This is a genomic window from Streptococcus sp. V913 (genome assembly GCF_054353455.1).
Window position 1 is genome coordinate 315,180 of record NZ_JBTHHX010000001.1, and the last position, 24,966, is coordinate 340,145.

The following is a 24,966-nucleotide window of genomic DNA, read 5'->3' on the forward strand; positions in this document are numbered from 1 at the left end:
AATAAGCAACTTTTACTAATCTAATCAATCCAGTAGTTTTTATCCCCTCCTGGGACTTGCTGCTCAATAGGGGGTGGAGTCATATAGTTTTCTCCAAATTCGTAGACAAGTATTTCATGGTATTTTTTAGGAACCTTGACCACAATGTTTTCATAAGGCATATCAATCAAATCATAGAGCCATTCTTTTTTTATACCATTTGGATAATAAGGGTCATAGATAGTACAAGTAAGATCTGTTGCTTGATCTACACTATACTTCAAAGCAAGACTCTCTAATTTTTGATTCCATAGCTGTGGAGAAGTTAAGCGGAAAATAGCTGATCCCATATAACGAGGGAGGTTTTTAAGTCCACCATTCTCAGACTTGATCCCTTTAAAATTCAAAGAAGAAAGGCGAACGAAATATTTGTAGAGTTTCATTTTCTTACGGTCACTTTCCTGTGTTACGACACCATCATATGGAAAAATGTCAACGCAAGTTCCCAATACGACCGTTGGGTCTACGAGGTTAGCATCTCGACGTGTCCTTACATCATAGACTCTCATATAACTGTATGGATATCCCTTTGTTTCTCTGAATGAAATCAATTTATAGTAGGGATGATTTTCATTTTGTAAAACCTTATACAGTTTTTCAAATTCATCACGCGCTAAGGAAATATCTGTATCATCATCCCAAGGGATGAATCCTTTATGGCGTACAGCTCCTAGTAAGGTTCCAAAATCAATAAAGTATTTGATTTGATGTTGTTCACAAAGCTCATGTAGATACTTTAAAATATCCAATTCTACTTGTTTGATTTCTTCAAGAGTTAAAGTTCTTTCAGACATAGGTTTTATTCTCCTAAATTTGACTATATTTTTAAACGTTTCTTAATTTCAATCTCGTCATTTAGACCTTTTAATAATCTTCCACAATTTAAAATCATGATGAGATACTCTTTGTTCAACCGGTGGCAATTGCATATAGTCTCCGTAGTCTGAGGTCAAAATTTCATGATAATTTTTCGGAATGGTAAATTCCTTACCTTCAAATGTTCCAGTAGTAGCTTGTTCCAGCCATTCACGTCTCCACACTGGTTTGTTCATATCTTTGTAGATAAGATAATCCACTTGCTCATAATCTGAGACTTTACGGGATTTTGCAAGCTCTTCAATCTGGGCAACGTATTTGTTCGTATTGGTGAAATAGAAAATAATAACTGACACATAGCGTAGCAGTGAATTCAGTACACTTTTCGTATTAGTAATGCCTTTAAAGGTGTAGCAACTCAATTGACGTTTCTTTATCAGTTTCGTCATCTTGTTTTTAAATTCTACGTCATCCTCGTAGCCATCTACAGGGAAAATATCTACATATATCCCCATATTTGAATCGATGCGAACATCTTCTTCCAACAAGTAGGTATGGTTATCCTGCACTTTCATGAAGGGATAGACATAGTTGAGATTATTTTTATAAGACATGACCTCGTAACGTTCATCAGGGTTAGCGATAAGGTAGTCTTGTAACTTTTCATAATCTTCTCGTAACATGCAGATATCCATGTCATCATCCCAAGGGATAAATCCTTGATGGCGAACAGCACCAATTAGACTTCCATATGTTAAGAAATACTTAACCCCAATTTTCTGACAAACTTCATGAATATACTCCATGATTCCAAGTTCCATCTGTTGAATTTCACTGACATCTGTTACTTCTTGATACCGAATTCCTTCATCCTGTTTGCAGACTACAAGTCCATAGCCAATCGCTAGCCAGAAGATGATATTAATAAAGTTGGTTGAATACATAATCTGACTTTCAAATAATTGACCAAGCAAGATACCGAAGAAAAGGATCATGATCAATTTATCAGTATTTTTCTTGGAAACAATCAAATAAGTTAAAAAGCGCTTGATTACATATCCCAATATAAGAAAGAAGAATGCTAAGCCTAGAACTCCCGAACTGACAAATATGGTCACAAAAATGTTATGGAAATTCCCACCGATAAGGGAGTTTTGAATCTCAAATTTACTGAAATATTCTGTATAGTAATCTGGAACATTTCGTACACCATAACCAAAAATTGGTTTCGTACTTCCCATCTTGATGGCATTTTTCCAGATATAGGTTCTACCACTTGGTGTTGTTTCAATCAGATGGAGCTCACCATTCTTCTTAGCGACAGACGAATCTGTTTCAGCATAGGATTGTCCTTTGTTTAAATCTAAGACAGTCGTAGTTTCAGATGAAATATAGATTGAAGTTACATAGCTTAATCCAATATTAGTTGCAGTAATCAGCAAACCAACAACTATAAAAGTGAGGAATCGTTTAACGATACTTCCTCTAGTAGCAAAGAAACTATAGAGTCCAATCATGAGAAGTAAAGAAAGTAAGGCTCCTCGACTTTGCATCGTAGCGAAGTAAACTAATTGAATCACATTGTTCAGTTTAAGATAAACAGAATACTTACTTCCTTTATGGATCAAATACATAGCCAAAATAATGCTAATGTATGAAAATATCGCACTAGCATTAGGATTAACAATTCCCCACAGACGTCCATTCATGACACCATAGTAATAAGATTGTTCGCCAATCTTAAATAGGATAAGAACTCTACTTACCAATAAACCAAACGCAAAAATTGCTGAAGAAAAAGATACAATTTGAACCGTATAGGCAATCCAGTCAAATAATTTTTTAAGTTGCCCTGATTGCAACATGGTAAATAGTAAAACATAGGTTACCATGAAGAGAATTTCAATCACATTTCCAATCAAATGTCCCGAGCGATTGAAAATAGCAGATAGCAGATGGCTTCCAGCTAATAGTCCAAATAAGGATAGAAATTTACGATCTACTGTGATTTCTTTCCACTTAAACAATAAAGTATAGCAAATATAAAGCACTACAATCGCTGACAATCCCTTATAGAGGGGATTTGCTATCTTATAAACCAGTGAACTCATACTTAAAATCGAAATGAAAACAAATAGATACGCAATCCATAGTTTTGATTTTTCAAAGTATTCATCCATTTTTGAAAAATTCATTTTCAACTCCTTCTCATGATATTAGTTTTTTAATCCAACAATTTTCTTATATAGCCATGGAGAAATGACAAGTGAAAGGATCGCTACCTTGCGAAAAGTAGTGAAATAAGCATCCTTCCATATTTCGCGTCGATGCTGAACAATCCAAGTCCTCAGCTCGGCTTTCTCCTTTTGATACTCTTCACGTGAAGTAAAGATAATTTTATCGTAAACTGTGATGTACGACCAACATTCTCTGTTTATTAATTCGTATTTTAAATTAGGAAAGGCTTGCGAAACTTGAGCGATTATTTGCTGATAAACTTCTATCGTATCAAACACATGCTGATTAACAGATGTTGTTGCACTTCCCTCACGATGATCATAATAATAAACAGGTTTGTCAATAAATACGCTACTGCATCTTGTCTTTAGTAGCAATTCAGTTAAAAATAGGGCATCTTCAGCTAGATGATAATTTGTATTAAACTTTTCATCCGCAAGCAGGTTTCTCTTAAACAGTTTTGCGACTGGAAAAAATGACGTTCTGGTAGTCATCAATAGTTCCTTCATGGTTTCTTCTGTTGACCAGAGTTCTGTTTTTCCAGAATGTGGAGGTATATCAGTTACAATGCCGTTTTTGATATGGTGCAGAGGAGCAATTACAAAGCCTACATTCAACCCTTCAACTGCACTTGCTAAAGTAGCTAGGTAATCCTGGGTAACGAAATCATCGCTATCAATAAAGGTAACCCAAGAACCCGTCGCTAGCTGAATTCCCATATTTCTAGCATTTGAAACACCAGCATTTTCGATATGATAAACCTTGATATTCTCATACTGAGATGCTAAGCGATCACAGATCTGTCCACTGGAATCAGTAGAACCATCGTTGATTAAGATTAACTCAAAATGGGCATAAGTCTGTTGAAGAATCGACTCCACACATCGCTCCAGATAGGCTTCTACATTGTAGACCGGAACGATAACGCTTATTTTTTCTCCCATCATGCTCCATATTCTCCCTTGTATTCTGTATAAGGCTTATCCATATCAGCTATGACAGCATCATGATGCGGTACTTGCTTGTCCGCTGGTGGTGGTGTCATATAGTCCCCAAAAGCAGTTCTGAGATAGGCATCATAACCGACTGGAATGGGCATCTCTGTTCCTTCAAATGGCAAGAAAAGATTATCTTCAAAAGATGCGATCGGGTATTTGTTTCTCATGTAGCCGGGACCTGAGCATAATTCCGTGATTCCATCGCTCTCAGCCAGACCATACTTGGTCATTTCTTTTTCAGCTTTTTTCCAAATGCGATAACGTAGAGATTTTGGAGTTAGGCCGAGTAAGATGCGACTTCCCCATTTCATGATAGCACCATGCTTTTCTGGGATAGTTTGGGCGCAAAAGAGTGAATAAATCAAAGCCCAACGAACCTGTTTCTTACGCTCAGCCGAATTTTTAGGATAATAATCCAAAGGTAAAACATCCAAAGCCAAACCGTGTGGCAAATCCAAATCCTTCTGATAAGGCTTGATACAAGTGGTTTCCTTGTCACGAATGGTGATAAAAAGGTTACGGTCTACAAAATCCTTCTTGCTCTTTGACAAGAAATAGCGCTCATCTGCATAACGGGGCCACAGTTCTGCCAATTTTTCATAGTCCTTGCGGGGCATGAAAAAATCTAAGTCATCATCCCAAGGAATGAAGCCCTTATGACGAAGGGCGCCAATGGCTCCTCCACCACAGAGATAGCATAACAAATCATGTTCTTTACAAAATGCGACGAAGTATTCAGCCATTTCCAGACTACGAGCCTGAATCGCTTTCAAATCACTCATATCTCTCCTCTTCTATCCAATAACGAGTTATATCATTTTATTATACCATAAAAAAGTCTTAAAAATCTATCAGATAGTAAGAAAAACCAAAGCTCAGACCACCATTTCACTAGTGAATCAAACTTTGATTTTCATTTATCGCCTTTTATCTCATTCCCATTTGAGCGAGTTTGGTTTGGTATTTATTTTGATCGACAAGAAGTCCTTGCCCTCCATAAACATCATAAGCATCTACCCAGTCACCAAGTTCTGGTACTGTGAGTCTTTCAATTCCATTTTGAGCACCTTCTAGGACAGATAATCCATTGGTCAACAAAAAGCTATACGGTAGATTGGTTGAAGTCATTCCAAAGACTTTTCCAAGTGCCTCTGATCCTGTAAAGAGCTTGGTTGGATCTTTGATCTGCTCAAGAACGGCTGACATGACTTGTTGTTGTCTCTTGGTACGACCATAGTCCCCTTCATCATCATCACGGAAGCGAGCGTAGTTCAGCAAGGTGGATCCATTCATCTGCTGTTTTCCAACTTTAATGGTTTGGGTTGGTGACTCTGTCTCTGTTGCATGAAGGTCGTCTCCGACTGTAGCTTCTGTCAGAGGTTGACCATTCAATGTTGAAAATTGAGCATCAATTGTTACTCCATCAGGGAAAAGAGTGTCAATAGCTGTTGCAAAGGCCTGGAAGTCAACTAGGGCATAGTACTTGATGTCCAAATCAAAGTTGTCTTTTAGAACCTTGCGGACCATTTCTGCCCCTTTTTGACCTTCTTGTTCCCCAAGTTCATAGGCAACATTTAGTTTGTTATCCGTCTGTTTCTGGCCATTTACAATCTTACTATACCCATCGATATAAACTAAGTTATCACGCATAAAGCTGACTAGCTTAATCTTCTTATCCGAACCACTGACATTGAGAACCATGATTGTGTCTGTACGGGTCTCCGCACTATTTTGACCAATTCGGCCATCTGTCCCCATGATTAGGATATTCACGCCATCTTTGGTATCCTGACCGTTAAAGACTTCTACTTGGGCTGCCTTGGCATCAGCTGGTTTATTGCTTGGATTGGCTGCCGAATGAAAACCTCGAAGAAACATGAAAATCATCCCTGCAGCAAGGCAAGTTATCAATAGCAAGAACCAAGTCAGTATTCGTTTGAAGCGAATTCTTCTTTTTTTCTTTTTGACTTTAGGCAGAGGAGCTACCTTTTCACGTCTCTTAGATCGGCTTCTACTGCCATAAGTCGGAAGATCAATATCTCTACCCCAAGTTTCTTCTTTTTCTTCTTGGTAGAAATGGTGAACTTCAGATTTGGGACCTGTCATTTTTTGCTGGAGATAGTCAAACTCCCTCCGTTCACGGTCGTTGAGGTAATGAATATTTTTGAAGAGATAGTCATAACGTAACTGCTCGTGATGACTTAAAGGATTTTCTTTGCTCATTGACTCTCCTTTTCTATATCAGTTATGGTAAAAATCGGGTAGGTTCCCAGTATCTTGTGCTGAATTCCAATGGCTTCTAGTTCTTGTCTGGCAAAATGAACCAGTTCTTTGTCACTATAGTCTATATCGATAATGAAAAAGTATTCTCCCAAGGCTGTTTTAAGGGGGCGACTTTCAATCTTTGTTAAGTCAATCCCCCTCCAAGCAAAGGTCGAAAGTGCCTTGTAAAGAGCACCAGGTAGATTGTCTGGTAAGGTCAAGGCCAAACTCATTTTTTCAGCTTGTGAGTTCAAAGGAATCATCGGTATCTCTGCCCCTAACACCCAAAAACGTGTGAAATTGGCTTCCATTTCTTGGATATCTTCTGCTATCAATTCCAAACCATACTCAGCGGCGGAGTTTCTAGGGGCAATAGCTGCAAAAGGCTGGTCTGGATGTTCAGCGATAAAGCGGGCTGCATAGGCTGTGCTTGCAGTTACTTCAAGCTGGGCTTCTGGATAATGCTCCTCTATGAATTTCTTTCCTTGAGCCAAAGCTTGTGGGTGTGAAAAAATCTTTTCAATCTTAGTATGACCAGAAACTGCCATCAGTTGCTGATGAATAGGTTGTACTATTTCTGCAACAGCCTGAATGTCCGCCTGATGAAAAAGATAGTCCAAGCTTTCATGAACACTACCCTCGATAGAATTTTCAACTGGTACCACAGAATAGTCCACCAAGCCCTGTTCATAGGCCTTGATAACATCTGTGATATTGGCAAAGGCCTGCAATTCCTCTTTGGGAAAGGCTGTCTGCACAACATGATGCGAAAAAGATCCCTTGGGACCTAGATAAGCAATTTTCATCTCAGTTCCTCTATAATTTCCTCTGGGCTTAACTTGGTCACATCCAAAACCCGACTGGCTACTTCCTCATACCAAGCCTGTCTTTCTTGAAAAATCTCTCGCAACTCTTCCTTACTGTTGTTGAGAAAAAGTGGCCGTTGATTGCCCTTATCAGCTGAAATACGTTGGTAAAGGGTTTCAAAATCTGCTTTTAGGTAGATGTTATCAGGATTGGTTTTGAGCAAGTCACGATTTCTCTGAGAAATGACAACTCCTCCGCCAGTTGACACAACTCGGTCCGTTTTTAGTAAATCCGCTAAAACTTCTGACTCTACTTGACGAAAGGCCGCTTCTCCTTTTTCAGTGAAAAAATTGGTAATGGACATGCCCAAGCCTTCCTCAATTAAGGCATCCATATCTAGATAGTCTGGATCCAAGCCTCTTGCGATTGTGGATTTCCCAGCCCCCATAAATCCGAGTAATACCTTAGCCATGTATCAGGGTCTCCAAATCATCAAAGAAGCTTGGATAGCTGGTATTGATGGCTTCGGCACGGTCAAGCTCCACCTCTCCATCTACAACCAAGAGGGCTGCGATGGCTGTCATCATTCCGATACGATGGTCACCAAACGTATTGACTCTAGCGCCATGAAGGGGTGATTTCCCTTTGATAATCATCCCATCTGCTGTAGGAGTGATATCCGCCCCCATACTATTTAAAGCCTCTGCCACCACCTGAATGCGGTCGGTTTCCTTGACCTTAAGTTCTTCAGCATCCTTAATAACTGTGACACCTTGTGCTTGGGTCGCCAGAAGGGCAATAATAGGCAATTCATCAATCAAACGAGGAATCAAGGCTCCACCAATCTCTGTTCCTTTTAGATCTGAAAACTCAATAGTCAGGGTTGCAGATTTAGCGATTGGATCGATTTCAGTTATTTCTAGTTTTCCACCCATGGCGCGAATGACATCAATGATACCAGTACGCGTTTCGTTAATGCCCACATTCTTCAGCACGACACGAGAATTTGGAACAATCAATCCAGCGACTAGCCAAAAGGCAGCACTGGAAATATCTCCTGGAACGATAACCTTTTGTCCAGTCAATTTTTGCGGGCCAGAGACAGTGATCGTTTTACCATTCACACTTAAATGACCACCAAATTGTTGCAACATGTCCTCTGTGTGGTTGCGAGTGCATTCTTTCTCGATAATAACTGACTGACCCTGAGCCTGCAAGGCCGCAAACATCAAGGCAGACTTGACTTGGGCAGAGGCGATTGGCAACTCATACTGAATAGGTCTTAGGTTTTTCGTCCCTTTTAAATGAAGGGGAGGCAGGTCTCGCTCTGTTTGCCCTGAAATGCTAACCCCCATTTTTTTCAATGGAATCGTCACACGATCCATAGGACGTTTGGAAAGACTATCATCTCCAAACATTTCTACTTCGAAGTCTGCACCAGCAAGGACACCTGAGATCAGGCGAATCGAGGTACCAGAATTACCCATATCAAGAGCATTTTGCGGAGCTTTTAAGCCATCCATTCCAACACCTTGAATGGTAATAACCCCATCTTTATCCTCAATTTCAACACCAAGGTCACGAAAAATCTGCATGGTTGAAAGTACATCCTCTCCACGCAAAATATCATATACCTTGGTTTCTCCCTCAGCCAAACTTCCGAAAATAATCGAACGGTGACTAATAGACTTGTCACCTGGAACCCAGATACTGCCATGTAAGTGGCGAATGTTTGTTTTTAGTTTCATAGTTGACCTCATACTTGCAACACTTTTTCTTATTTTATCACAAAAAAGCCAGAAATTCCTGAAATTTCTGGCTTTTATACAGATAAAATACTATTTTAATAATTCTGAAACAGGTTCAAAGACAATTTTTTCAATGTCTGAAAGGTATATAGACAATTGTTGCTGTTTGGTAAAGAAATCTGACAAAAGAGCGTTCTCTTGGATTTGTTTGCTGAAAGACTGCATCTTTTCTTGGAAAGAGGCGTCTGGCATTTGTCCCGTTTGCGCCATGACTTGGATTTCTTGCTGGAAAGCGAGGTAGTCTGCAAAAATCTTGCTAGCTTGTTCATCAGCTTGGATGGCATCTTTTGCTGCCTTGACCGCCTTGTATTCTGGTAATTCGCGTAATCCGCGACTAAGTTCATTTGCACTATCGTAAATATTTGACATGATTTTCTCCTTATTTGATGACGACTGTGTAGTCCGTATTTTCTGTAATTAAGCGCTCAGCTCGTTCTAAGTCTTGAGCATTTTTAAAGGAAATTTGTAGAATCCCGTGAACATCTTCACGGTTTTCTTCGTTGATGTGGATATTAACCAAAGAAGTCCCACGAAGTAATTCCAAAATCCGCAAGATAACATCTTCTTCATCGGGAACATCGACATAGAGGTCATAAGAACTGTCCACACCACCACGCTTATGGATTTCCATGGCCTGACGTTGCGCACGCGCTTGGTTGAAAAAGTTCCAGATTTGCTCTTCATCTCCCTTGCTGATGGCTTGTCCAACCTCATCTAGGCGCTCCTTGAAATCCGCAATTCGATCTAGAATAGTCTCACGATTGGACAAGAGAATGGAAGTCCACATACCTGGCTCGCTTTCCGCAATGCGAGTCATATCTCGAAAACCACCTGCCGCAAAGCGCCTTGCCATCTCATGTTCTTGAGCATAAACTGCCGTCTGCTCCATAAGGCTGGAAGCCAGAATATGAGGAAAATGGCTAATCTGAGAAGTCACCCGATCATGCTCCTTGGCATCAATCTCGATAAAACGAGCATGAAGGCCTGAAAGCAGATCCTTCATTTCCTCAAGTGTGTCAGGACTTGTCAGGCTCGAAGGTGTGAAGATATAGTAGGCATTTTCAAAGAGATTAACATCCGCAGAGGCAGCCCCTGTCTTGTGGCTACCGGCCATGGGATGGGCCCCGACAAAGCGAACAGGATTACCAGCTAAATGTTCCTCCGCCGCATCCACGATGGCTGACTTGGTCGAGCCTGCATCCGAGATAATGACGCCTTCCTTCAAGTCTAAGTTTGCCAGCTCCTTAATAAAAGCAATGGTCTGTTTGATTGGCAAGGTCAGGATGATGACATCTGCTAGGGGAGCGAAACTGGCAAAATCATCCGTCGCACGGTCAATCATCCCCCGCTCCAAGGCAATGTCTCTCGAAGCCTGACTGCGATTATAACCTATAATTTCATAATCCGGATGATCACGCCTGATACCGAGTGCCATCGAAGCACCAATCAAACCGAGACCTGCGATATAGATGGTTTTTGCCATAAGGACTCCTTAATAGTTCTTTGTATAGTCTCGGTGCTTGGCAACTGCCTCTTTTAATTCTTCAAGATTATCTGATGAGAATTTTTCAAGGATTTCTTGTGCCAGAACCGTTGCTACAACGGCTTCCATGACCACACCTGCAGCTGGAAGGGCGGTCGGATCACTTCTCTCCACGGTTGCCTTGTAAGGTTCGTGGGTTTCGATATCCACACTCATAAGTGGTTTGTAAAGAGTGGGAATGGGTTTCATGACTCCACGAACAACGATCGGTTGCCCATTGGTCATACCACCTTCAAAACCGCCCAGATTATTGGTACGACGAGTATAGCCGTCTTCTTTAGACCAGAGAATTTCGTCCATAACTTGGCTACCTTTGCGGTAACCAGCTTCAAAGCCAAGACCAAATTCCACCCCTTTAAAGGCATTGATAGAGACAACTGCTTGGGCCAATCGCGCATCTAATTTTCTGTCCCATTGGACATAGGAACCGAGACCGACTGGAACACCTCCGACAACTGTTTCCACAACCCCACCGATGGTATCACCGTCACGCTTGATTTGGTCAATATAGTCCTTGATTTCTTGTTCTCGTTCTTGGTTGACAATAGAAACTTCAGACTGGGCAGCTCGTTCCTTAATCTCTGCGACTGTTAAGTTTTCTGGAACATCGATTTCCTTGCCACCAAAGACAACGACATGGTTTGCAATCTCCATATCCAGTTCAGCTAAGAGACGTTTGGCTACTGCTCCTACTGCAACTCGCATGGTTGTTTCTCGAGCTGATGAACGTTCCAAGGAATTTCGTAAATCATCAAAACGGTACTTGATTCCCCCTACCAAGTCGGCGTGACCTGGGCGAGGATGGGTAATTTTTCGTTTGCTTTTAAGGCGGTCTTCAATGTCCTCCGCAGACATGATATCCAGCCATTTTTGGTGGTCTTTGTTGATGACATCCATGGTAATGGGAGCCCCTGTCGTCTTCCCGTGACGAACGCCCGATGTAAAGACAACTTGGTCGCTCTCAATCTTCATACGACCACCACGACCATAGCCACCCTGACGGCGTTTAAGGTCGTCATTGATATCCTCAGCTGTCAAAGGAAGTCCAGCTGGAATTCCCTCGATGATAGTTGTCAGACGGGGGCCGTGTGATTCTCCTGCAGTTAAATATCTCATACGTTCTCCTTATTTTACCAAGTAGTCTTTCATCTCTTCCAGAGAAACTGGGTGAATGGTCGCTGAACCAAGCTCTGGTACCAAGACTAATTTCAAGGTGTTGCCACGCACTTTCTTGTCATGAGTCAAAGCTTGATAAAGCTTGTCAACATCCCAGTTTTCATAGTCAACAGGCAAAGCAAATTTCTGACACATAGCTGTGATGGACTGGGTTATGCCAGCTGGCATGAGGCCTTTTTCCTCAGCAACCTTGGAAATCTGAACCATGCCCATGGCCACAGCTTCTCCATGCATGACCTTGCCATAACCGGCAGTCGCTTCAATGGCATGGCCAATGGTGTGCCCAAAATTGAGGTAAAGGCGGACACCATTGTCCAATTCATCCTCGACTACCATCTTGCGCTTCACCTGACAAGAATGTTCAATCAAAGTCTCTGCATGTTCTAAAATGCTTTCTACAGAACCATCCAGTTCCGTCAAGAGAGCCCATAGTTCCGGATCCTCAATCAAACCATACTTGATGACCTCACCCATTCCCTCAATCAGCTCTCTTTTTCCAAGCGTTTCTAGGACAAGCGGGTCAATCAGAACCCCGTCTGGTTGGGCAAAGGTCCCCACCATATTCTTAGCAAACGGAGTATTAACACCCGTCTTACCACCGATAGAAGAATCTACCTGGGCTGTCAAACTAGTCGGAATCTGAACAAAGTGAATCCCACGCATATAGGTAGAAGCTACAAAGCCAGCCAGATCCCCAACGACACCACCACCAAGGGCCACAATCCCATCGCTACGAGTCAGACCTTGCTTGACTAGAAATTCATAGACTTTCTGAACAGTAGTTAAATTCTTTCTTTCTTCACCTTCTAAAAAGTCAAAAACAGCTACCTGAAAACCAGCATCTTCTAGGCTGAGCTTGACCTTATCCGCGTAGAGCGAGGCCACGCGGTTGTCTGTTACGATAACCACTTTTTGTGGTTGCCAGAGTTCTCGCAACCATTGACCTGTTTGCGATAGACAACCTTTTTTAATCTGAATATCATAAGGATGATGCGGAATATCGATTCTGATTTTCATAGGTGGTTCTCCTTTTCATTATTGGTATTTTTCTGTTAAAGACTGCCAAATCTCTTCAGTCGGCATTTCTTTACCTGTCCACAGTTGAAAAGCTTCAGCGGCTTGATAGAGCAACATTCCCAATCCATTGACGGCTGAATTCCCCTGACTTTTAGCCCATTTCAAAAAAGGCGTTTTAAAGGGTTGGTAAATAATATCGGCCACCAAGAGTTCTTCAGGTAAGACTATACTTGTCGGAACTGGTGACGACTGGCCATCCATCCCCACACTAGTGGCATTGACGAGCAGGTCCGACTCGGCAATCCTTGCTTGCAGTTCAGAAATATCTTCTAAAGCATACAAGTCCACTTTAAAGCCGGTTTGCTCCTGTAACTTGTCTAGATAAGGTCTTGTTTTTTCCATAGAAGCTGAACGAACAAAGACTGAAATCTGACTGGCGTCATCCAGAATAGCCTGTGCCAAAATAGCCTTGGCTGCTCCACCTGCTCCTAGTATGGTCATCTTTTTACCTGAAATTGTAAAAGAAGGCAAGCTCTTAAAGAATCCCTTGCCATCTGTATTATATCCAATTAAATTGCCATTATCATTGACAACGGTGTTGACCGCCCCAATCAAACGAGCCTCATCACTCAACTCATCTAGACAAGGAATCACCTGCTCCTTGTACGGCATAGAGAGATTGATCCCAAACATCTGGTAACGACGAATATTAGCGACTGTTTCTGCCAAATCACCCGCTTCAATTTCCAAAGCTACATAGACACCATTGGTAGCTGTAGCCTCAAAGGCACTATTGTGGATGAAAGGGGAGATGGAGTGTTTAATGGGATTTGCAACGACAGCCGCCATACGTGTGTAGCCATCAAGCTTCATCCAAAATCTCCCTGATTTTTTTCATGTTTGATAGAGAAATCTGACCTGGGGCACTCGCTGCATCTAGACTAGCAAATGACCAACTTGAACCCGTCACATCTGAAGTGATACGCGATACCTTACCCATTTTTCCCATGGAAATGGTTACGTACTCTTGTTCAGGATTGAGTGTTTTAAAACCACGTGTGTAGTTCATCAGGTCTAAAACATCCTGCTCCGTATGGGCCATGACAGATACCTTGACAACTTTAGGAGAAAGACTGGTCAACTCAGACAGGATCTCCATCATGTTCTCAGGTGTCTCTTGGAAATTATGGTAACTCAAAACGAGATTTGGAAAATCCAACATTTCCTCAAAAACATCCTTGTAGCTGAAGTACTCAAAATCCACATAGTCTGGTTGATAAAGTTGAGTGACTTCCTTGATAATTTGAACATACTCTTCAGAAGACAGTTCGATTTCTCCTCCCTCAGCTCGCGTGCGAAGGGTAAAGAGCAGTTCGCGACCTGCGAATTTCTCAAAAATTGCAGGTGCTACCTGTAAAATAGCTTCCTTGGCGAGGAAGTCTGCACGCCACTCGATGATATCGGCATCTTCATACCGTGTAGCATCCAGTTCTTGCGCTTCTTCTAAACTTCTTGGCATTACTGAAACGACTAATTTCATTTAGTTACCTTCATGCTAATCACCTTGAGGTAATTACTGCTTTCATCTTTTTTATTATAGGCAAAGTCTGCTGGAAGGCCATATTGGTTCAAAATCTGATACCTTCTTCCTGCAAAACCTTTATCAATTTGTTCTGTAAATTTCTGGCGGGAAACATTGGCAGCATTGATACTGGCAATGATAATGCCTCCCAGATTTAAAATCTCTAGGCTCTGGGAAATCAACTTGTGATAGTCCTTCGCCACAGAAAAAGTTTGTTTTTTATTGCGGGCAAAGCTTGGCGGATCAAGAACAATCACATCATAGGTCAAGCCTTTTCGCTTGGCATACTTAAAGTACTCAAAGACATCCATGACGATAAAACGATGATTGTCCGTGCTGAGTCCATTTGCCTGAAAATGTGCCTCTGACAACTCTCTGGACCGTTTGGCCAAGTCGACAGAAGTCGTCTCATTCGCGCCTCCCATAGCTGCAGCAACTGAAAAGGCAGCCGTGTAGGAAAACATATTGAGCAAGGATTTACCCATGGCTAGACCATCCACCAAACTCCCACGAACCTCATGTTGGTCCAGAAAAATACCTGTCATCAAGCCATCATTCATAAAGACTTGATAGAGCACGCCATTCTCAAGAACAGTAAAATAGTCTGGCGCTTCCTCACCATAAACATGGGCAGACTCGTAATCTAGACCTTTAAAACGAATCTTTTCATAAGCCCCCAAGACCTCAGGAAAAACTTCCTTAAAAGCCTTTATGATCAGCTCACGAATCTGATAAACATAGGAGTTGTACCAAGAAAAGACAGCATAATCTCCATAGAGATCAACAGTCAGACCACCAAAACCATCCCCCTCTTGGTTAAAAAGGCGAAAGGCAGTAGTCAAGTCATCTTGATAATAAGGCTTTCTAGCTTCCTTGGCCTTACGAAACAGAGATTCAAAGAAGATTTGGCTAAAGCTAACCTTTTCCTTGCTGATGAACCAACCAATTCCCTTGTTCTGCTGGGAAAGATAGGCGCTCCCTAAAAACTCTCCGCCTTGACTAAGAACTTCCACTTCTTGATCCGTCAGTTCAATATCTCTTAAATCACTTGCTTCCAAAAGAACTAGACCCTTAGCTAGCTTTTTTTCAACACGTCTGCTGACCCTAATTCCATTCATAGCTACTATTATAGCAAATTTTATGATAATTCTCAAAAAAGAAACCGCTTATCCATTTTTACTTTAGTTTACTAAGTGCCATTTTTGTTAAAATAAGTTTACTCAATTTATTTTTTCTCCTAAACATTCTTTCTCTAGCAATGGGAAGGAAATAGCCGTCTTTAAAAATAGACAATTTCAGAAATGGGTATAGAAAGTTGCGCAAACGTTTGCCTGGCGTTAAACTTTATGATAGAATAAAGAACAAGATTGACAAGTAAGAGGAAAAATCATGCAAAATCAAACACTTATGCAATACTTTGAGTGGTATCTGCCTCACGACGGCCAACACTGGACGCGACTGACAAATGATGCAGAGCACCTAGCCCATTTGGGAATTAGCCACGTATGGATGCCACCAGCCTTCAAGGCTACAAATGAAAAAGATGTGGGTTACGGGGTATATGACCTATTTGACCTAGGTGAATTTCACCAAAAAGGGACTGTTCGTACCAAATATGGATTTAAGGAAGATTATCTCCAAACGATTCAGACTCTCAAGGAGCACGGAATCCAACCAATGGCTGATGTGGTGCTCAATCACAAGGCTGCAGCAGATAAATTAGAAGCCTTTCAAGTTATCGAAGTCGATCCCGAGGACCGTACAGTTCAACTAAGTGAGCCCTTTACTATCAACGGATGGACCCACTTCACTTTTGATGGACGTCAGAAAACCTATAATGACTTTGAATGGCACTGGTACCACTTTACAGGTACAGACTACGATGCCAAGCGCCGTAAGTCTGGTATTTACCTAATCCAAGGAGACAATAAAGGTTGGGCAAACGAGGAATTGGTCGATAACGAAAACGGCAACTACGACTATCTCATGTACGCTGACCTGGACTTTAAGCACCCTGAAGTCATCCAAAACATCTATGACTGGGCTGACTGGTTCATTGAAACGACTGGAGTTGCTGGTTTCCGCTTGGATGCCGTTAAACACATTGACTCCTTCTTTATGGGCAATTTTATCCGTGATATGAAGGAAAAATACGGTGAAGATTTCTATGTTTTTGGTGAATTTTGGAATCCAGACAAAGAAGCCAATCTGGACTATCTTGAAAAAATTGAGGAGCGCTTTGACCTTGTCGATGTGCGTCTCCACCAAAATTTCTTTGAAGCCAGTCAGGCTGGAGCAAGCTACGACCTTCGTACTATCTTTACTGATAGCTTGGTTGAAGTCAAGGCTGACAAGGCTGTCACTTTCGTTGACAACCATGATACTCAACGAGGACAGGCACTTGAATCAACCGTCCAAGAATGGTTCAAGCCAGCAGCCTATGCGCTCATTCTTCTTCGTGAGCAAGGCCTTCCATGTGTCTTTTATGGAGACTATTACGGCATTTCAGGGCAATATGCTCAAGAAGATTTCAAAGAAGTTCTTGACCGTCTCCTAGCCATCCGAAAAGACTTGGCCTATGGAGAGCAAACAGACTACTTTGACGATGCCAACTGCATCGGGTGGGTTCGTTCAGGTGCTGAACATCAATCCCCAATCGCTGTCCTTATCTCAAATGACCAAGAAAACAGCAAGTCTATGTTTGTTGGTCAAGAATGGGCTAACCAAACCTTTGTAGATTTACTTGGAAATCACCAAGACCTAGTCACAATTGATGCTGACGGTTATGGAGATTTTCCAGTAGCAGCGGGTTCAGTCAGTGTCTGGGCGGCAAAATAAACCTATCAGTTACAAGTCAAATCCAACCGGATTTGGCTTTTTTGTATGCACAAAAAGACCTACCCAAATGGATAGATCTTTATCGTCTTACAATTTACCTGCTACTGCATCCAAGAGTTCTTGGATTTTCGCTTGGTTGCTTCCTCCTGCCATGGCCATGTCTGGTTTACCACCACCACGTCCATCAACGATTGGAGCCAATTCTTTAACTAAGTTACCTGCATGGATGTCTTTTGTCTTGCTGGCTACGAGAAGGTTAACCTTGTCACCAATAGCTGCAACTAGAACAAGGACGTCAGAGTAGTCTTTTTGTTTCCAGTTATCCGCAAATGTACGAAGAGCACCTGCGTCTGATACAGAAACTTGGCTTGCAATGTAACGGTGTCCGTTTGCTTCTTGAACATTCTTGAAGACATCACCTGCGGCTGCTGCTGCTGCTTTTTCTTTCAACTCAGCATTTTCTTTTTGGAGCTGACGAAGTTGTTCTTGAAGTCCTTCAATCTTATGAGGTACTTCCTTGAGTTGAGGGGCTTTCAAGTTTGCTGCGACGGCTTTCAGAGCGTCTTCTTGTTCGCGGTAGGCTTCAAAAGCTTCCTTACCAGTCACTGCCAAGATACGGCGAGTTCCTGATCCAATCCCTTCTTCTTTGACAATCTTGAAGAGACCAATTTCAGAAGTATTACCTACGTGGGTACCACCACAAAGTTCCACTGAGTAGTCACCAATCGTAACAACACGAACTTCCTTACCATACTTCTCACCAAAGAGGGCCATAGCTCCCATTTCTTTAGCAGTGTCAATATCTGTCTCAACAGTTTCTACTGCAATTGCTTCCCAGATTTTCTCATTGACCTGTTGTTCAATGGCGCGCAATTCTTCAGGAGTTACTGCTTGGAAGTGTGTGAAGTCAAAGCGAAGGAATTCGACTTCGTTAAGGGATCCTGCTTGTGTCGCATGGTTTCCAAGGATATTGTGAAGGGCTGCATGGAGCAAGTGAGTTGCAGTGTGGTTTTTCATGACACGGTGACGACGATTGGTATCGATGGCCAAGGTGTATTCTTGGTTCAAAGCAAGCGGTGCAAGAACTTCAACTGTATGAAGAGCTTGTCCGTTTGGCGCTTTTTGAACATCTGTTACAGTAGCAACAAGGTTTCCTGTAGCATCCAAGATTTGACCATGGTCAGCTACCTGTCCACCCATTTCAGCGTAGAACGGAGTCTCTGCAAAGATAAGAGAGGCAGTTCCTTCTGAAACAGCTTCTACTTCTGCATTATCCGCTACGATAGCCACCAACTTAGAAGGCAATTGACTAGCGTTGTAGTTGAAGACACTTTCCACTGTAATGTTTTGGAGGGTTTCATTTTGCATTCCCATTGAGCCGCCTTTAACAGCTGAGGCACGCGCACGTTCTTGCTGTTCTTTCATGGCTGCTTCAAAACCTTCACGGTCTACCGTCATACCAGCTTCTTCAGCAATTTCTTCTGTCAATTCTACTGGGAAGCCGTAAGTGTCGTAGAGTTTGAAGACATCTTGCCCAGCGATAACGTTTTGACCTTTTTCTTTCAAATCAGCTACAATGGTTTCTGCAAAGTGTTGACCTGAATGAAGGGTACGGGCAAATGACTCTTCTTCGCTCTTGATGATTTTTTCGATAAAGTCACGTTTTTCAAGCACTTCTGGGTAGTAGCTTTCCATGATTTTACCAACAGTTGGAACGAGTTTGTAAAGGAAAGGCTCGTTGATGCCCAATTTTTGACCATGCATAGACGCACGACGGAGAAGACGACGAAGGACATAACCACGACCTTCATTTCCTGGAAGGGCACCATCCCCGATGGCAAATGAAAGGGAACGGATGTGGTCAGCGATAACCTTAAAGCTCATGTTGTCGCCATCTTGGTCGTAGACCTTACCAGACAATTTCTCAACTTCACGGATGATCGGCATGAAGAGGTCAGTTTCAAAGTTTGTCTTAGCTCCTTGGATAACCGCCACCAAACGCTCCAAACCAGCGCCCGTATCAATGTTCTTGTGTGGCAATTCCTTGTATTCGCTACGAGGAACAGCAGGATCCGCGTTAAATTGTGACAAAACGATATTCCAGATTTCGATATAACGGTCGTTTTCGATATCTTCTGCTAGAAGGCGAATACCGATATTTTCTGGGTCAAAGGCTTCTCCACGGTCAAAGAAGATCTCAGTATCAGGTCCAGAAGGTCCCGCACCGATTTCCCAGAAGTTGTCCTCAATTGGAATCAAGTGGCTTGGATCCACTCCTACTTCAATCCAACGGTTGTAAGAATCTTTATCTTCAGGATAATAGGTCATATAAAGTTTTTCAGCTGGGAAATCAAACCATTCAGGACTTGTCAAAAGCTCATAAGCCCAAGTGATGGCTTCATCACGGAAATAATCACCGATAGAGAAGTTCCCCAACATTTCAAACATGGTATGGTGACGCGCAGTCTTACCAACGTTTTCGATGTCGTTGGTACGGATAGCTTTTTGCGCATTGGTAATACGCGGATTTTCAGGAATGATGGTTCCGTCAAAGTATTTCTTAAGAGTTGCTACCCCAGAGTTGATCCACAAAAGTGTTGGGTCATTTACTGGAACCAAGCTGACTGATGGTTCTACAGAGTGGCCTTTGCTTGCCCAGAAATCAAGCCACATTTGGCGAACTTGAGCACTAGATAGTTGTTTCATAATATCTCCTTATTTACTTGTTTAATTTGATTGGCTTTCTAGCATCTCCACATAGTCAATTGCGACACAGAGGGAAATGACCAGATCTGCATAAGAGTCTTCGAGAACAGTTACAGTATAAGTTGAGGTCAAATGGAAAATCTCTTTCCTAATCTCGGCGACAAGTTGATCTCGGTCATCCAGCAATTTGAAATTCAAATCCCAGATATTGCCCTCGATACGAAGCCCCAGATCATCAAACTCATACTTATCTCGAAAGAAGGTCAACTTCTTACGAATAACGAAATTTGAACCGTTTCGTAGCTGAATGTTAAAGCGAGGAAGCAAGGTGAAAAATTCTTTACTAATCTCACTGACTTGCTCACCATAGGCGTCATAGATGGTAAAGGTCTTAGGAATTTGGAAGAAAGAGCCCTCCACCTGATAGTTCACTACTCCTCTATCATCCTTGATATCGAAGCGTTCGCCCCCAAGACGAAACTTTTGTTTCACGAGAAATGTCTTCATAAACACCTCCAAAAATCAAAAGACAAGTCCATATCACGAAGGGCGAAAAACCGCGGTACCACCTTCATTCAATGAACTTGTCATTCTCTTATTCTTATGCAATTGTCTGATTGAGTAGCATGATTTTCTAGCTTAGATGGCTCGCAGCACCGCCATTTCTCTGGACTAAGACAACTGAAAATCAATTCTCAACTTTCTTATTATATCGTTTTTGGAGGAGTTCGTCAAGGTTGATGCCCAACTCATTTCTTTAGAAGTTTCCCAAATATTATATAGGCGATAGCCCACAAGAAACTTCCAACCAATAAGAATTGACCTAAAACAATGAGATAATCCAAAATTGAGACCAACTTATACCATCCACTAAATAGAAGACAGGGAAGAACAGTAAAAAGCATAATGATAAAATGTATAATAGATTGTTTAAATAGCGACCATTTTTCAATTTCATAAATTACCGAGGCTGATGCTATCGAGGTAGCAATAATACCAACCAAAAATGTACTTTTAACCTGAAAAATATCAATCCCTTGAAGTCTTATAAAAATTGCTAAACTGGTCATAATGACAAAAGGAATAATTCCTCTAAAAATAGCTTTTTTAATCATAACTACTACCTCAATCATAAGCTAAAATGCCTTTAACTCTATCGAAATTATAGCATAATTAAGTATATTTTTCTACTAATTCATGATCTATTTTAATAAATAACCTAGCCATAAAATGGTTAATTTTCTATGGCTAGGTTTTATTTTTGTCTGATTGAAATTATTTCCGATAGTAGATAATCTCCTACTTCCGGTACATTTTAAACTGTAGGAAGAGATCGCTATATTTGCCTGTCCATTTATGGTCAAATTTCTCATAAACTTCTAGGTTTTTCATGGTATCAGCGTCTGGATAGAAGGACTTGTCTTCTTTGGTCTCCTCTGGGAGCAATTCCTTGGCTGTGTTATTTGGTGTTGCATAGCCGACATATTCTGCATTTTTCAGAGCATTTTCGGGTTTTAGCATAAAGTTGATAAAGGCATAGGCGGCATCTTGGTTTTTAACGGTTTTTGGAATGACCATGTTATCAAACCAGAGATTGCTGGCCTCAGTCGGAACGACATACTTGAGATTAGGATTTTTCTCCAACATCTGGCTGGCTTCCCCAGAGAAGGTCACACCGATGGCAGCATTGTTCTGGATCATGTACCCCTTCATCTCGTCAGCCACAATGGCCTTGATATTTGGAGTCAGTTTGTAGAGCTTGTCTACTGTCTCTTCCAACTGCTGTGAATCCTTTGAGTTAAGACTGTAACCAAGCGAGTTAAGCCCGAGTCCCAACACCTCACGCGCTCCATCAAAGAGCATGATGGAATCCTTGTACTCTGGCTTCCAGAGATCGTCCCAATGTTCAGGCGCCTCCTCTACCATGTTTTCATTATAGACAATTCCCAAGGTTCCCCAGAAGTAAGGAATTGAGAATTTATTGCCCGGGTCAAAAGACTGGTTGAGGAACTCAGGTCCGATATTTTCGATTCCTTCAATTTTTGAATAATCGAGTGGTATCAAGAGGTCTTCGTCCTTCATCTTGTTAATCATGTATTCACTTGGGATGGCAATATCATAGGTTGTTCCCCCTTGCTTAATCTTGGTATACATGGCTTCGTTGGAGTCAAAGGTCTCATACTGGACTTGGATACCTGTTTCTTCCGTAAATTGCTCCAAAAGTTCTGGATCGATATAATCCCCCCAGTTGTAGATAACCAGTTTTTGACTATCTCGACTGTTGATTTTACTGTCTAGATGGTGGGCAATCCCCCACAAAACTAGGATAATCGCTACAATTCCTGCTAAAAATGAATAGAGTTTTTTCATGCTTGCTCCTCCTTCTCACGTGAGATAAAGTAATAGCCAACAACTAGGATAATACTAAAGAGAAAGACAAGGGCAGAGAGTGCATTGATTTCTAGCGAAATTCCCTTACGAGCACGAGAGTAAATCTCGACTGATAGGGTCGAAAAGCCATTTCCCGTTACAAAGAAGGTCACGGCAAAGTCATCCAGCGAGTAGGTAAAGGCCATGAAATAACCTGCAATGATAGACGGTGTCAGGTACGGAAGCATGATTTCTTTGAACATTTGAAATTGGCTGGCACCAAGGTCATAAGCCGCGTGAATCATATCATCATTCATTTCCTTGAGACGAGGCAAGACCATCAAGACCACGATTGGGATGGAGAAGGCCACGTGACTAGATAGAACCGTCAAAAATCCAAGTGAAAACTTAAGCTGGGTAAAAAGAATCAAGAAGCTGGCACCAATCATAACGTCTGGCGCAACCATGAGGATATTATTGAGCGATAGAAAGGCTTCTTGGTATTTCTTACGAGACTGGTAGATGTAGATGGCTCCAAAAGTTCCAATAACGGTCGCAATCAAGGCAGATAGAAAGGCCAAGAAAAAGGTTTGGGTGAGGATCAACATGAGACGACCATCACCAAACATGGTTTGAAAATGGCTCAAGCTAAAACCAGTAAAGCTGTTCATATCATCACCAGCATTAAAGGCATAGCCAATCAGGTAAAAAATCGGCAGGTAGAGGACAAGAAAGACCAGTCCCAGATAAAGGTTGGCAAATTTTTTCATCGTTCTCTCCTTTCCTTGGTCACCCACATAGTGAAAAACATGGTCAGGATGAGGATCACACCGATGGTAGAACCCATTCCATAGTTGTCATTTGTAAGGAAGTTCTGCTCAATAGCCGTTCCCAGCGTGATAACACGGTTCCCACCAATCAAACGTGTCAGCATGAAGAGACTCAAACTAGGGATAAAGACTGATTGGACACCACTTCTCACACCGTTCATCGATAAAGGGAAGATAACATGACGGAAGGTTTCCCACTTGGTCGCACCGAGGTCATAGCTGGCATTGATAAGATTGTTATCCATATCATCCAAGACATTGAAAATCGGCAAAATCATAAATGGAAGCTCGATGTAGCTTGCGACAAAAATAAAGGAGAAATCCGTAAAGAGCAACTGCTGCGAACCGATTCCGATAAATTCCAAGAATTGGTTAATAGAGCCATTTTGACCAAAAATCCCAATAAAGGCATAAGCCTTAAGGAGCAGGTTAATCCATGTTGGCAGGATAATCAGCATGAGCCAGAGTTGACGGTGCTTGAGACGAGTCAAAAAGAGGGCTGTTGGGTAGCTGATGAGAAGCGTCACCATAGTCACAATCCCTGCATAGAGCACAGAGTTGAAGCTCATTTTAAGGTAGGTCAAGTTTTGTGACGCAAAGTAAGATTTATAGTTTTCTAAACTAAACTGCCCTTCAATGTTGAAAAAGGATTGGCCGAAAATCAAGACCAAGGGTGCAAGAACAAAAAGGGCAATCCAAAGCATGTAGGGCACTACAAAGAGTTTAGAGGTTGTTTTCTTCATCTCTTTCCTCCTCGATCGCGTTAATCAGACCTGCTTCTTGCTCTTCGATTTCTACGTATTCTTCGATACGAGCATCGAACTCTTCTTCAGTTTCATTGAGACGCATGATGTGGATGTCTTCTGGTTCAAAGTCCAGACCGATTTCCTCACCCACAATGGCCTTACGAGTCGAGTGGATCATCCATTCATTTCCGAGCTCGTCATAGGCAATAATCTCGTAATGAACCCCACGGAAAAGCTGGGTATCAACCTTAACTTGGAGCTTGCCTTCTTCAGGAAGGGTAATGCGCAAGTCCTCTGGACGAATGACAACCTCGACAGGCTCATTTGGCTTCATCCCACCATCAACCGCTTCAAAGCGTTTGCCGTTAAACTCAACCAAGTAGTCCTCAATCATGGTTCCTGGCAAGATATTTGACTCACCGATAAAGGTGGCAACAAAGTGGTTGATTGGCTCATCGTAGATGTCCACAGGCGTTCCAGACTGAACAATCTCACCATCATTCATAACAAAAATCCAGTCACTCATAGCAAGGGCTTCTTCCTGATCGTGAGTGACAAAGACAAAGGTAATCCCCAATCGTTGTTGCAATTCACGCAGTTCATACTGCATGTCTGTTCGCAATTTCAAGTCCAGCGCTGACAAGGGCTCATCCAACAAGACCAAACGGGGTTGGTTAATGATGGCACGGGCAATGGCTACACGCTGACGTTGTCCTCCAGAGAGTTTACGGATGGAACGTTTTTCATAACCTTCCAACTGAACCATCTTGAGAACTTCTGCTACACGTTGCTCAATTTCTTTCTTGTCGATTTTACGCAAGCGGAGCGGAAAAGCAACATTTTCAAACACATTCATATGTGGAAACAAGGCATAGGATTGGAAGACTGTATGGACATCTCGCTTGTTGGTTGGGATGTCGTTGATCCGCACCCCATCCAGTAAAATATCCCCTGTCGTCGCATCCAGTAAACCTGCAATAATGTTTAGGATGGTTGACTTTCCTGAACCAGATGCGCCCAAAAGAGTGTAAAATTTCCCTTCTTCCAACTCAAAGTTAATATCTTTGAGAACCTTGGTGTTGCTGTCTTCAAAAACTTTAGAGACGTTTTTGAATTCAATAATTGGTTTTTTCAATTGTCATAAATTCCTTCTTTTTCATAAATTAACAGATCATGGCTCTGTCAGGCCG

At 41.9% G+C, this 24,966-nt stretch carries 23 protein-coding genes; 1 reads left to right on the forward strand and 22 read right to left on the reverse strand.

Annotation, left to right across the window (positions count from 1 at the left end; all coding sequences use genetic code 11):
- Nucleotides 1–20: 20 nt before the first annotated feature.
- The 15 genes from ACXYSL_RS01550 to ACXYSL_RS01620 form a co-directional block, all read right to left on the reverse strand.
- Entirely contained in the window at nucleotides 21–833 is an 813-nt protein-coding gene (locus ACXYSL_RS01550; RefSeq protein ID WP_084920604.1) for a LicD family protein, read from the reverse strand.
- A gap of 57 nt (nucleotides 834–890) precedes the next feature.
- Nucleotides 891–3,050, reverse strand: coding sequence for a LicD family protein (locus tag ACXYSL_RS01555; RefSeq protein WP_096421981.1), 2,160 nt, complete (start codon nucleotides 3,048–3,050; stop codon nucleotides 891–893).
- Nucleotides 3,051–3,071: 21 nt separating this feature from the next.
- Nucleotides 3,072–4,040, reverse strand: a complete 969-nt coding sequence (locus ACXYSL_RS01560; protein ID WP_096421979.1) for a glycosyltransferase family 2 protein — start codon at nucleotides 4,038–4,040, stop codon at nucleotides 3,072–3,074.
- A complete protein-coding gene (locus ACXYSL_RS01565) occupies nucleotides 4,037–4,873 on the reverse strand; it encodes a LicD family protein (RefSeq protein WP_007520258.1) in 837 nt (278 codons plus the stop codon). Before ACXYSL_RS01565 ends, ACXYSL_RS01560 begins: the two co-directional genes overlap by 4 nt.
- 145 nt (nucleotides 4,874–5,018) lie before the next feature.
- Nucleotides 5,019–6,314, reverse strand: a complete 1,296-nt coding sequence (locus ACXYSL_RS01570; RefSeq protein WP_045617372.1) for an LCP family protein — start codon at nucleotides 6,312–6,314, stop codon at nucleotides 5,019–5,021.
- Complete coding sequence (gene pheA, locus ACXYSL_RS01575; protein WP_458623777.1) at nucleotides 6,311–7,159, reverse strand: prephenate dehydratase; 849 nt, start codon at nucleotides 7,157–7,159, stop codon at nucleotides 6,311–6,313. The genes ACXYSL_RS01570 and pheA overlap by 4 nt, the downstream gene beginning before the upstream one ends.
- Nucleotides 7,156–7,632: a shikimate kinase gene (locus ACXYSL_RS01580; protein WP_458623778.1), complete on the reverse strand. Its 477-nt coding sequence runs from the start codon at nucleotides 7,630–7,632 to the stop codon at nucleotides 7,156–7,158. The genes pheA and ACXYSL_RS01580 overlap by 4 nt, the downstream gene beginning before the upstream one ends.
- Complete coding sequence (aroA, locus tag ACXYSL_RS01585; protein WP_458623779.1) at nucleotides 7,625–8,908, reverse strand: 3-phosphoshikimate 1-carboxyvinyltransferase; 1,284 nt, start codon at nucleotides 8,906–8,908, stop codon at nucleotides 7,625–7,627. Before aroA ends, ACXYSL_RS01580 begins: the two co-directional genes overlap by 8 nt.
- A gap of 90 nt (nucleotides 8,909–8,998) precedes the next feature.
- A complete protein-coding gene (locus ACXYSL_RS01590) occupies nucleotides 8,999–9,337 on the reverse strand; it encodes a YlbF/YmcA family competence regulator (protein ID WP_033585642.1) in 339 nt (112 codons plus the stop codon).
- A gap of 10 nt (nucleotides 9,338–9,347) precedes the next feature.
- The gene (locus ACXYSL_RS01595) at nucleotides 9,348–10,451 is read right to left on the reverse strand and encodes a prephenate dehydrogenase (RefSeq protein ID WP_414387919.1); all 1,104 of its coding nucleotides are present in this window, start codon (nucleotides 10,449–10,451) and stop codon (nucleotides 9,348–9,350) included.
- Between the two features lie 9 nt (nucleotides 10,452–10,460).
- Nucleotides 10,461–11,627, reverse strand: coding sequence for a chorismate synthase (aroC, locus tag ACXYSL_RS01600; RefSeq protein ID WP_458623780.1), 1,167 nt, complete (start codon nucleotides 11,625–11,627; stop codon nucleotides 10,461–10,463).
- Nucleotides 11,628–11,636: 9 nt separating this feature from the next.
- Entirely contained in the window at nucleotides 11,637–12,704 is a 1,068-nt protein-coding gene (gene aroB, locus ACXYSL_RS01605; RefSeq protein ID WP_458623781.1) for a 3-dehydroquinate synthase, read from the reverse strand.
- Between the two features lie 18 nt (nucleotides 12,705–12,722).
- Complete coding sequence (locus ACXYSL_RS01610; RefSeq protein WP_458623782.1) at nucleotides 12,723–13,577, reverse strand: shikimate dehydrogenase; 855 nt, start codon at nucleotides 13,575–13,577, stop codon at nucleotides 12,723–12,725.
- Nucleotides 13,567–14,244, reverse strand: a complete 678-nt coding sequence (aroD, locus tag ACXYSL_RS01615; RefSeq protein ID WP_084939127.1) for a type I 3-dehydroquinate dehydratase — start codon at nucleotides 14,242–14,244, stop codon at nucleotides 13,567–13,569. The genes ACXYSL_RS01610 and aroD overlap by 11 nt, the downstream gene beginning before the upstream one ends.
- Entirely contained in the window at nucleotides 14,241–15,404 is a 1,164-nt protein-coding gene (locus tag ACXYSL_RS01620) for a class I SAM-dependent rRNA methyltransferase (RefSeq protein WP_458623783.1), read from the reverse strand. The genes aroD and ACXYSL_RS01620 overlap by 4 nt, the downstream gene beginning before the upstream one ends.
- A 271-nt stretch (nucleotides 15,405–15,675) precedes the next feature.
- On the opposite strand from ACXYSL_RS01620, the gene ACXYSL_RS01625 reads away from it, so the two are divergent.
- Nucleotides 15,676–17,124 carry an alpha-amylase gene (locus tag ACXYSL_RS01625; protein WP_458623784.1) on the forward strand — a complete coding sequence of 483 codons (1,449 nt, stop codon included), beginning with the start codon at nucleotides 15,676–15,678 and terminating at the stop codon, nucleotides 17,122–17,124.
- A gap of 87 nt (nucleotides 17,125–17,211) precedes the next feature.
- Here ACXYSL_RS01625 and alaS read toward each other — a convergent pair whose 3' ends face one another.
- From alaS to ACXYSL_RS01660, 7 genes are all read right to left on the reverse strand, one after another.
- Nucleotides 17,212–19,830 (reverse strand): alanine--tRNA ligase, encoded by a 2,619-nt coding sequence (gene alaS / locus ACXYSL_RS01630; RefSeq protein WP_458623785.1) that lies wholly within the window; start codon nucleotides 19,828–19,830, stop codon nucleotides 17,212–17,214.
- Between the two features lie 21 nt (nucleotides 19,831–19,851).
- Entirely contained in the window at nucleotides 19,852–20,337 is a 486-nt protein-coding gene (locus ACXYSL_RS01635; RefSeq protein WP_458623786.1) for an LURP-one-related/scramblase family protein, read from the reverse strand.
- 242 nt (nucleotides 20,338–20,579) lie between these two features.
- A complete protein-coding gene (locus ACXYSL_RS01640) occupies nucleotides 20,580–20,945 on the reverse strand; it encodes a DUF3021 family protein (protein ID WP_458623787.1) in 366 nt (121 codons plus the stop codon).
- A gap of 184 nt (nucleotides 20,946–21,129) precedes the next feature.
- Nucleotides 21,130–22,200: an ABC transporter substrate-binding protein gene (locus ACXYSL_RS01645; protein WP_458623788.1), complete on the reverse strand. Its 1,071-nt coding sequence runs from the start codon at nucleotides 22,198–22,200 to the stop codon at nucleotides 21,130–21,132.
- Nucleotides 22,197–22,970, reverse strand: coding sequence for an ABC transporter permease (locus tag ACXYSL_RS01650; RefSeq protein ID WP_458623789.1), 774 nt, complete (start codon nucleotides 22,968–22,970; stop codon nucleotides 22,197–22,199). The genes ACXYSL_RS01645 and ACXYSL_RS01650 overlap by 4 nt, the downstream gene beginning before the upstream one ends.
- The gene (locus ACXYSL_RS01655) at nucleotides 22,967–23,773 is read right to left on the reverse strand and encodes an ABC transporter permease (RefSeq protein WP_458623790.1); all 807 of its coding nucleotides are present in this window, start codon (nucleotides 23,771–23,773) and stop codon (nucleotides 22,967–22,969) included. The genes ACXYSL_RS01650 and ACXYSL_RS01655 overlap by 4 nt, the downstream gene beginning before the upstream one ends.
- Nucleotides 23,754–24,911 (reverse strand): ABC transporter ATP-binding protein, encoded by a 1,158-nt coding sequence (locus ACXYSL_RS01660; protein ID WP_000742898.1) that lies wholly within the window; start codon nucleotides 24,909–24,911, stop codon nucleotides 23,754–23,756. Before ACXYSL_RS01660 ends, ACXYSL_RS01655 begins: the two co-directional genes overlap by 20 nt.
- Nucleotides 24,912–24,966 lie beyond the last annotated feature (55 nt).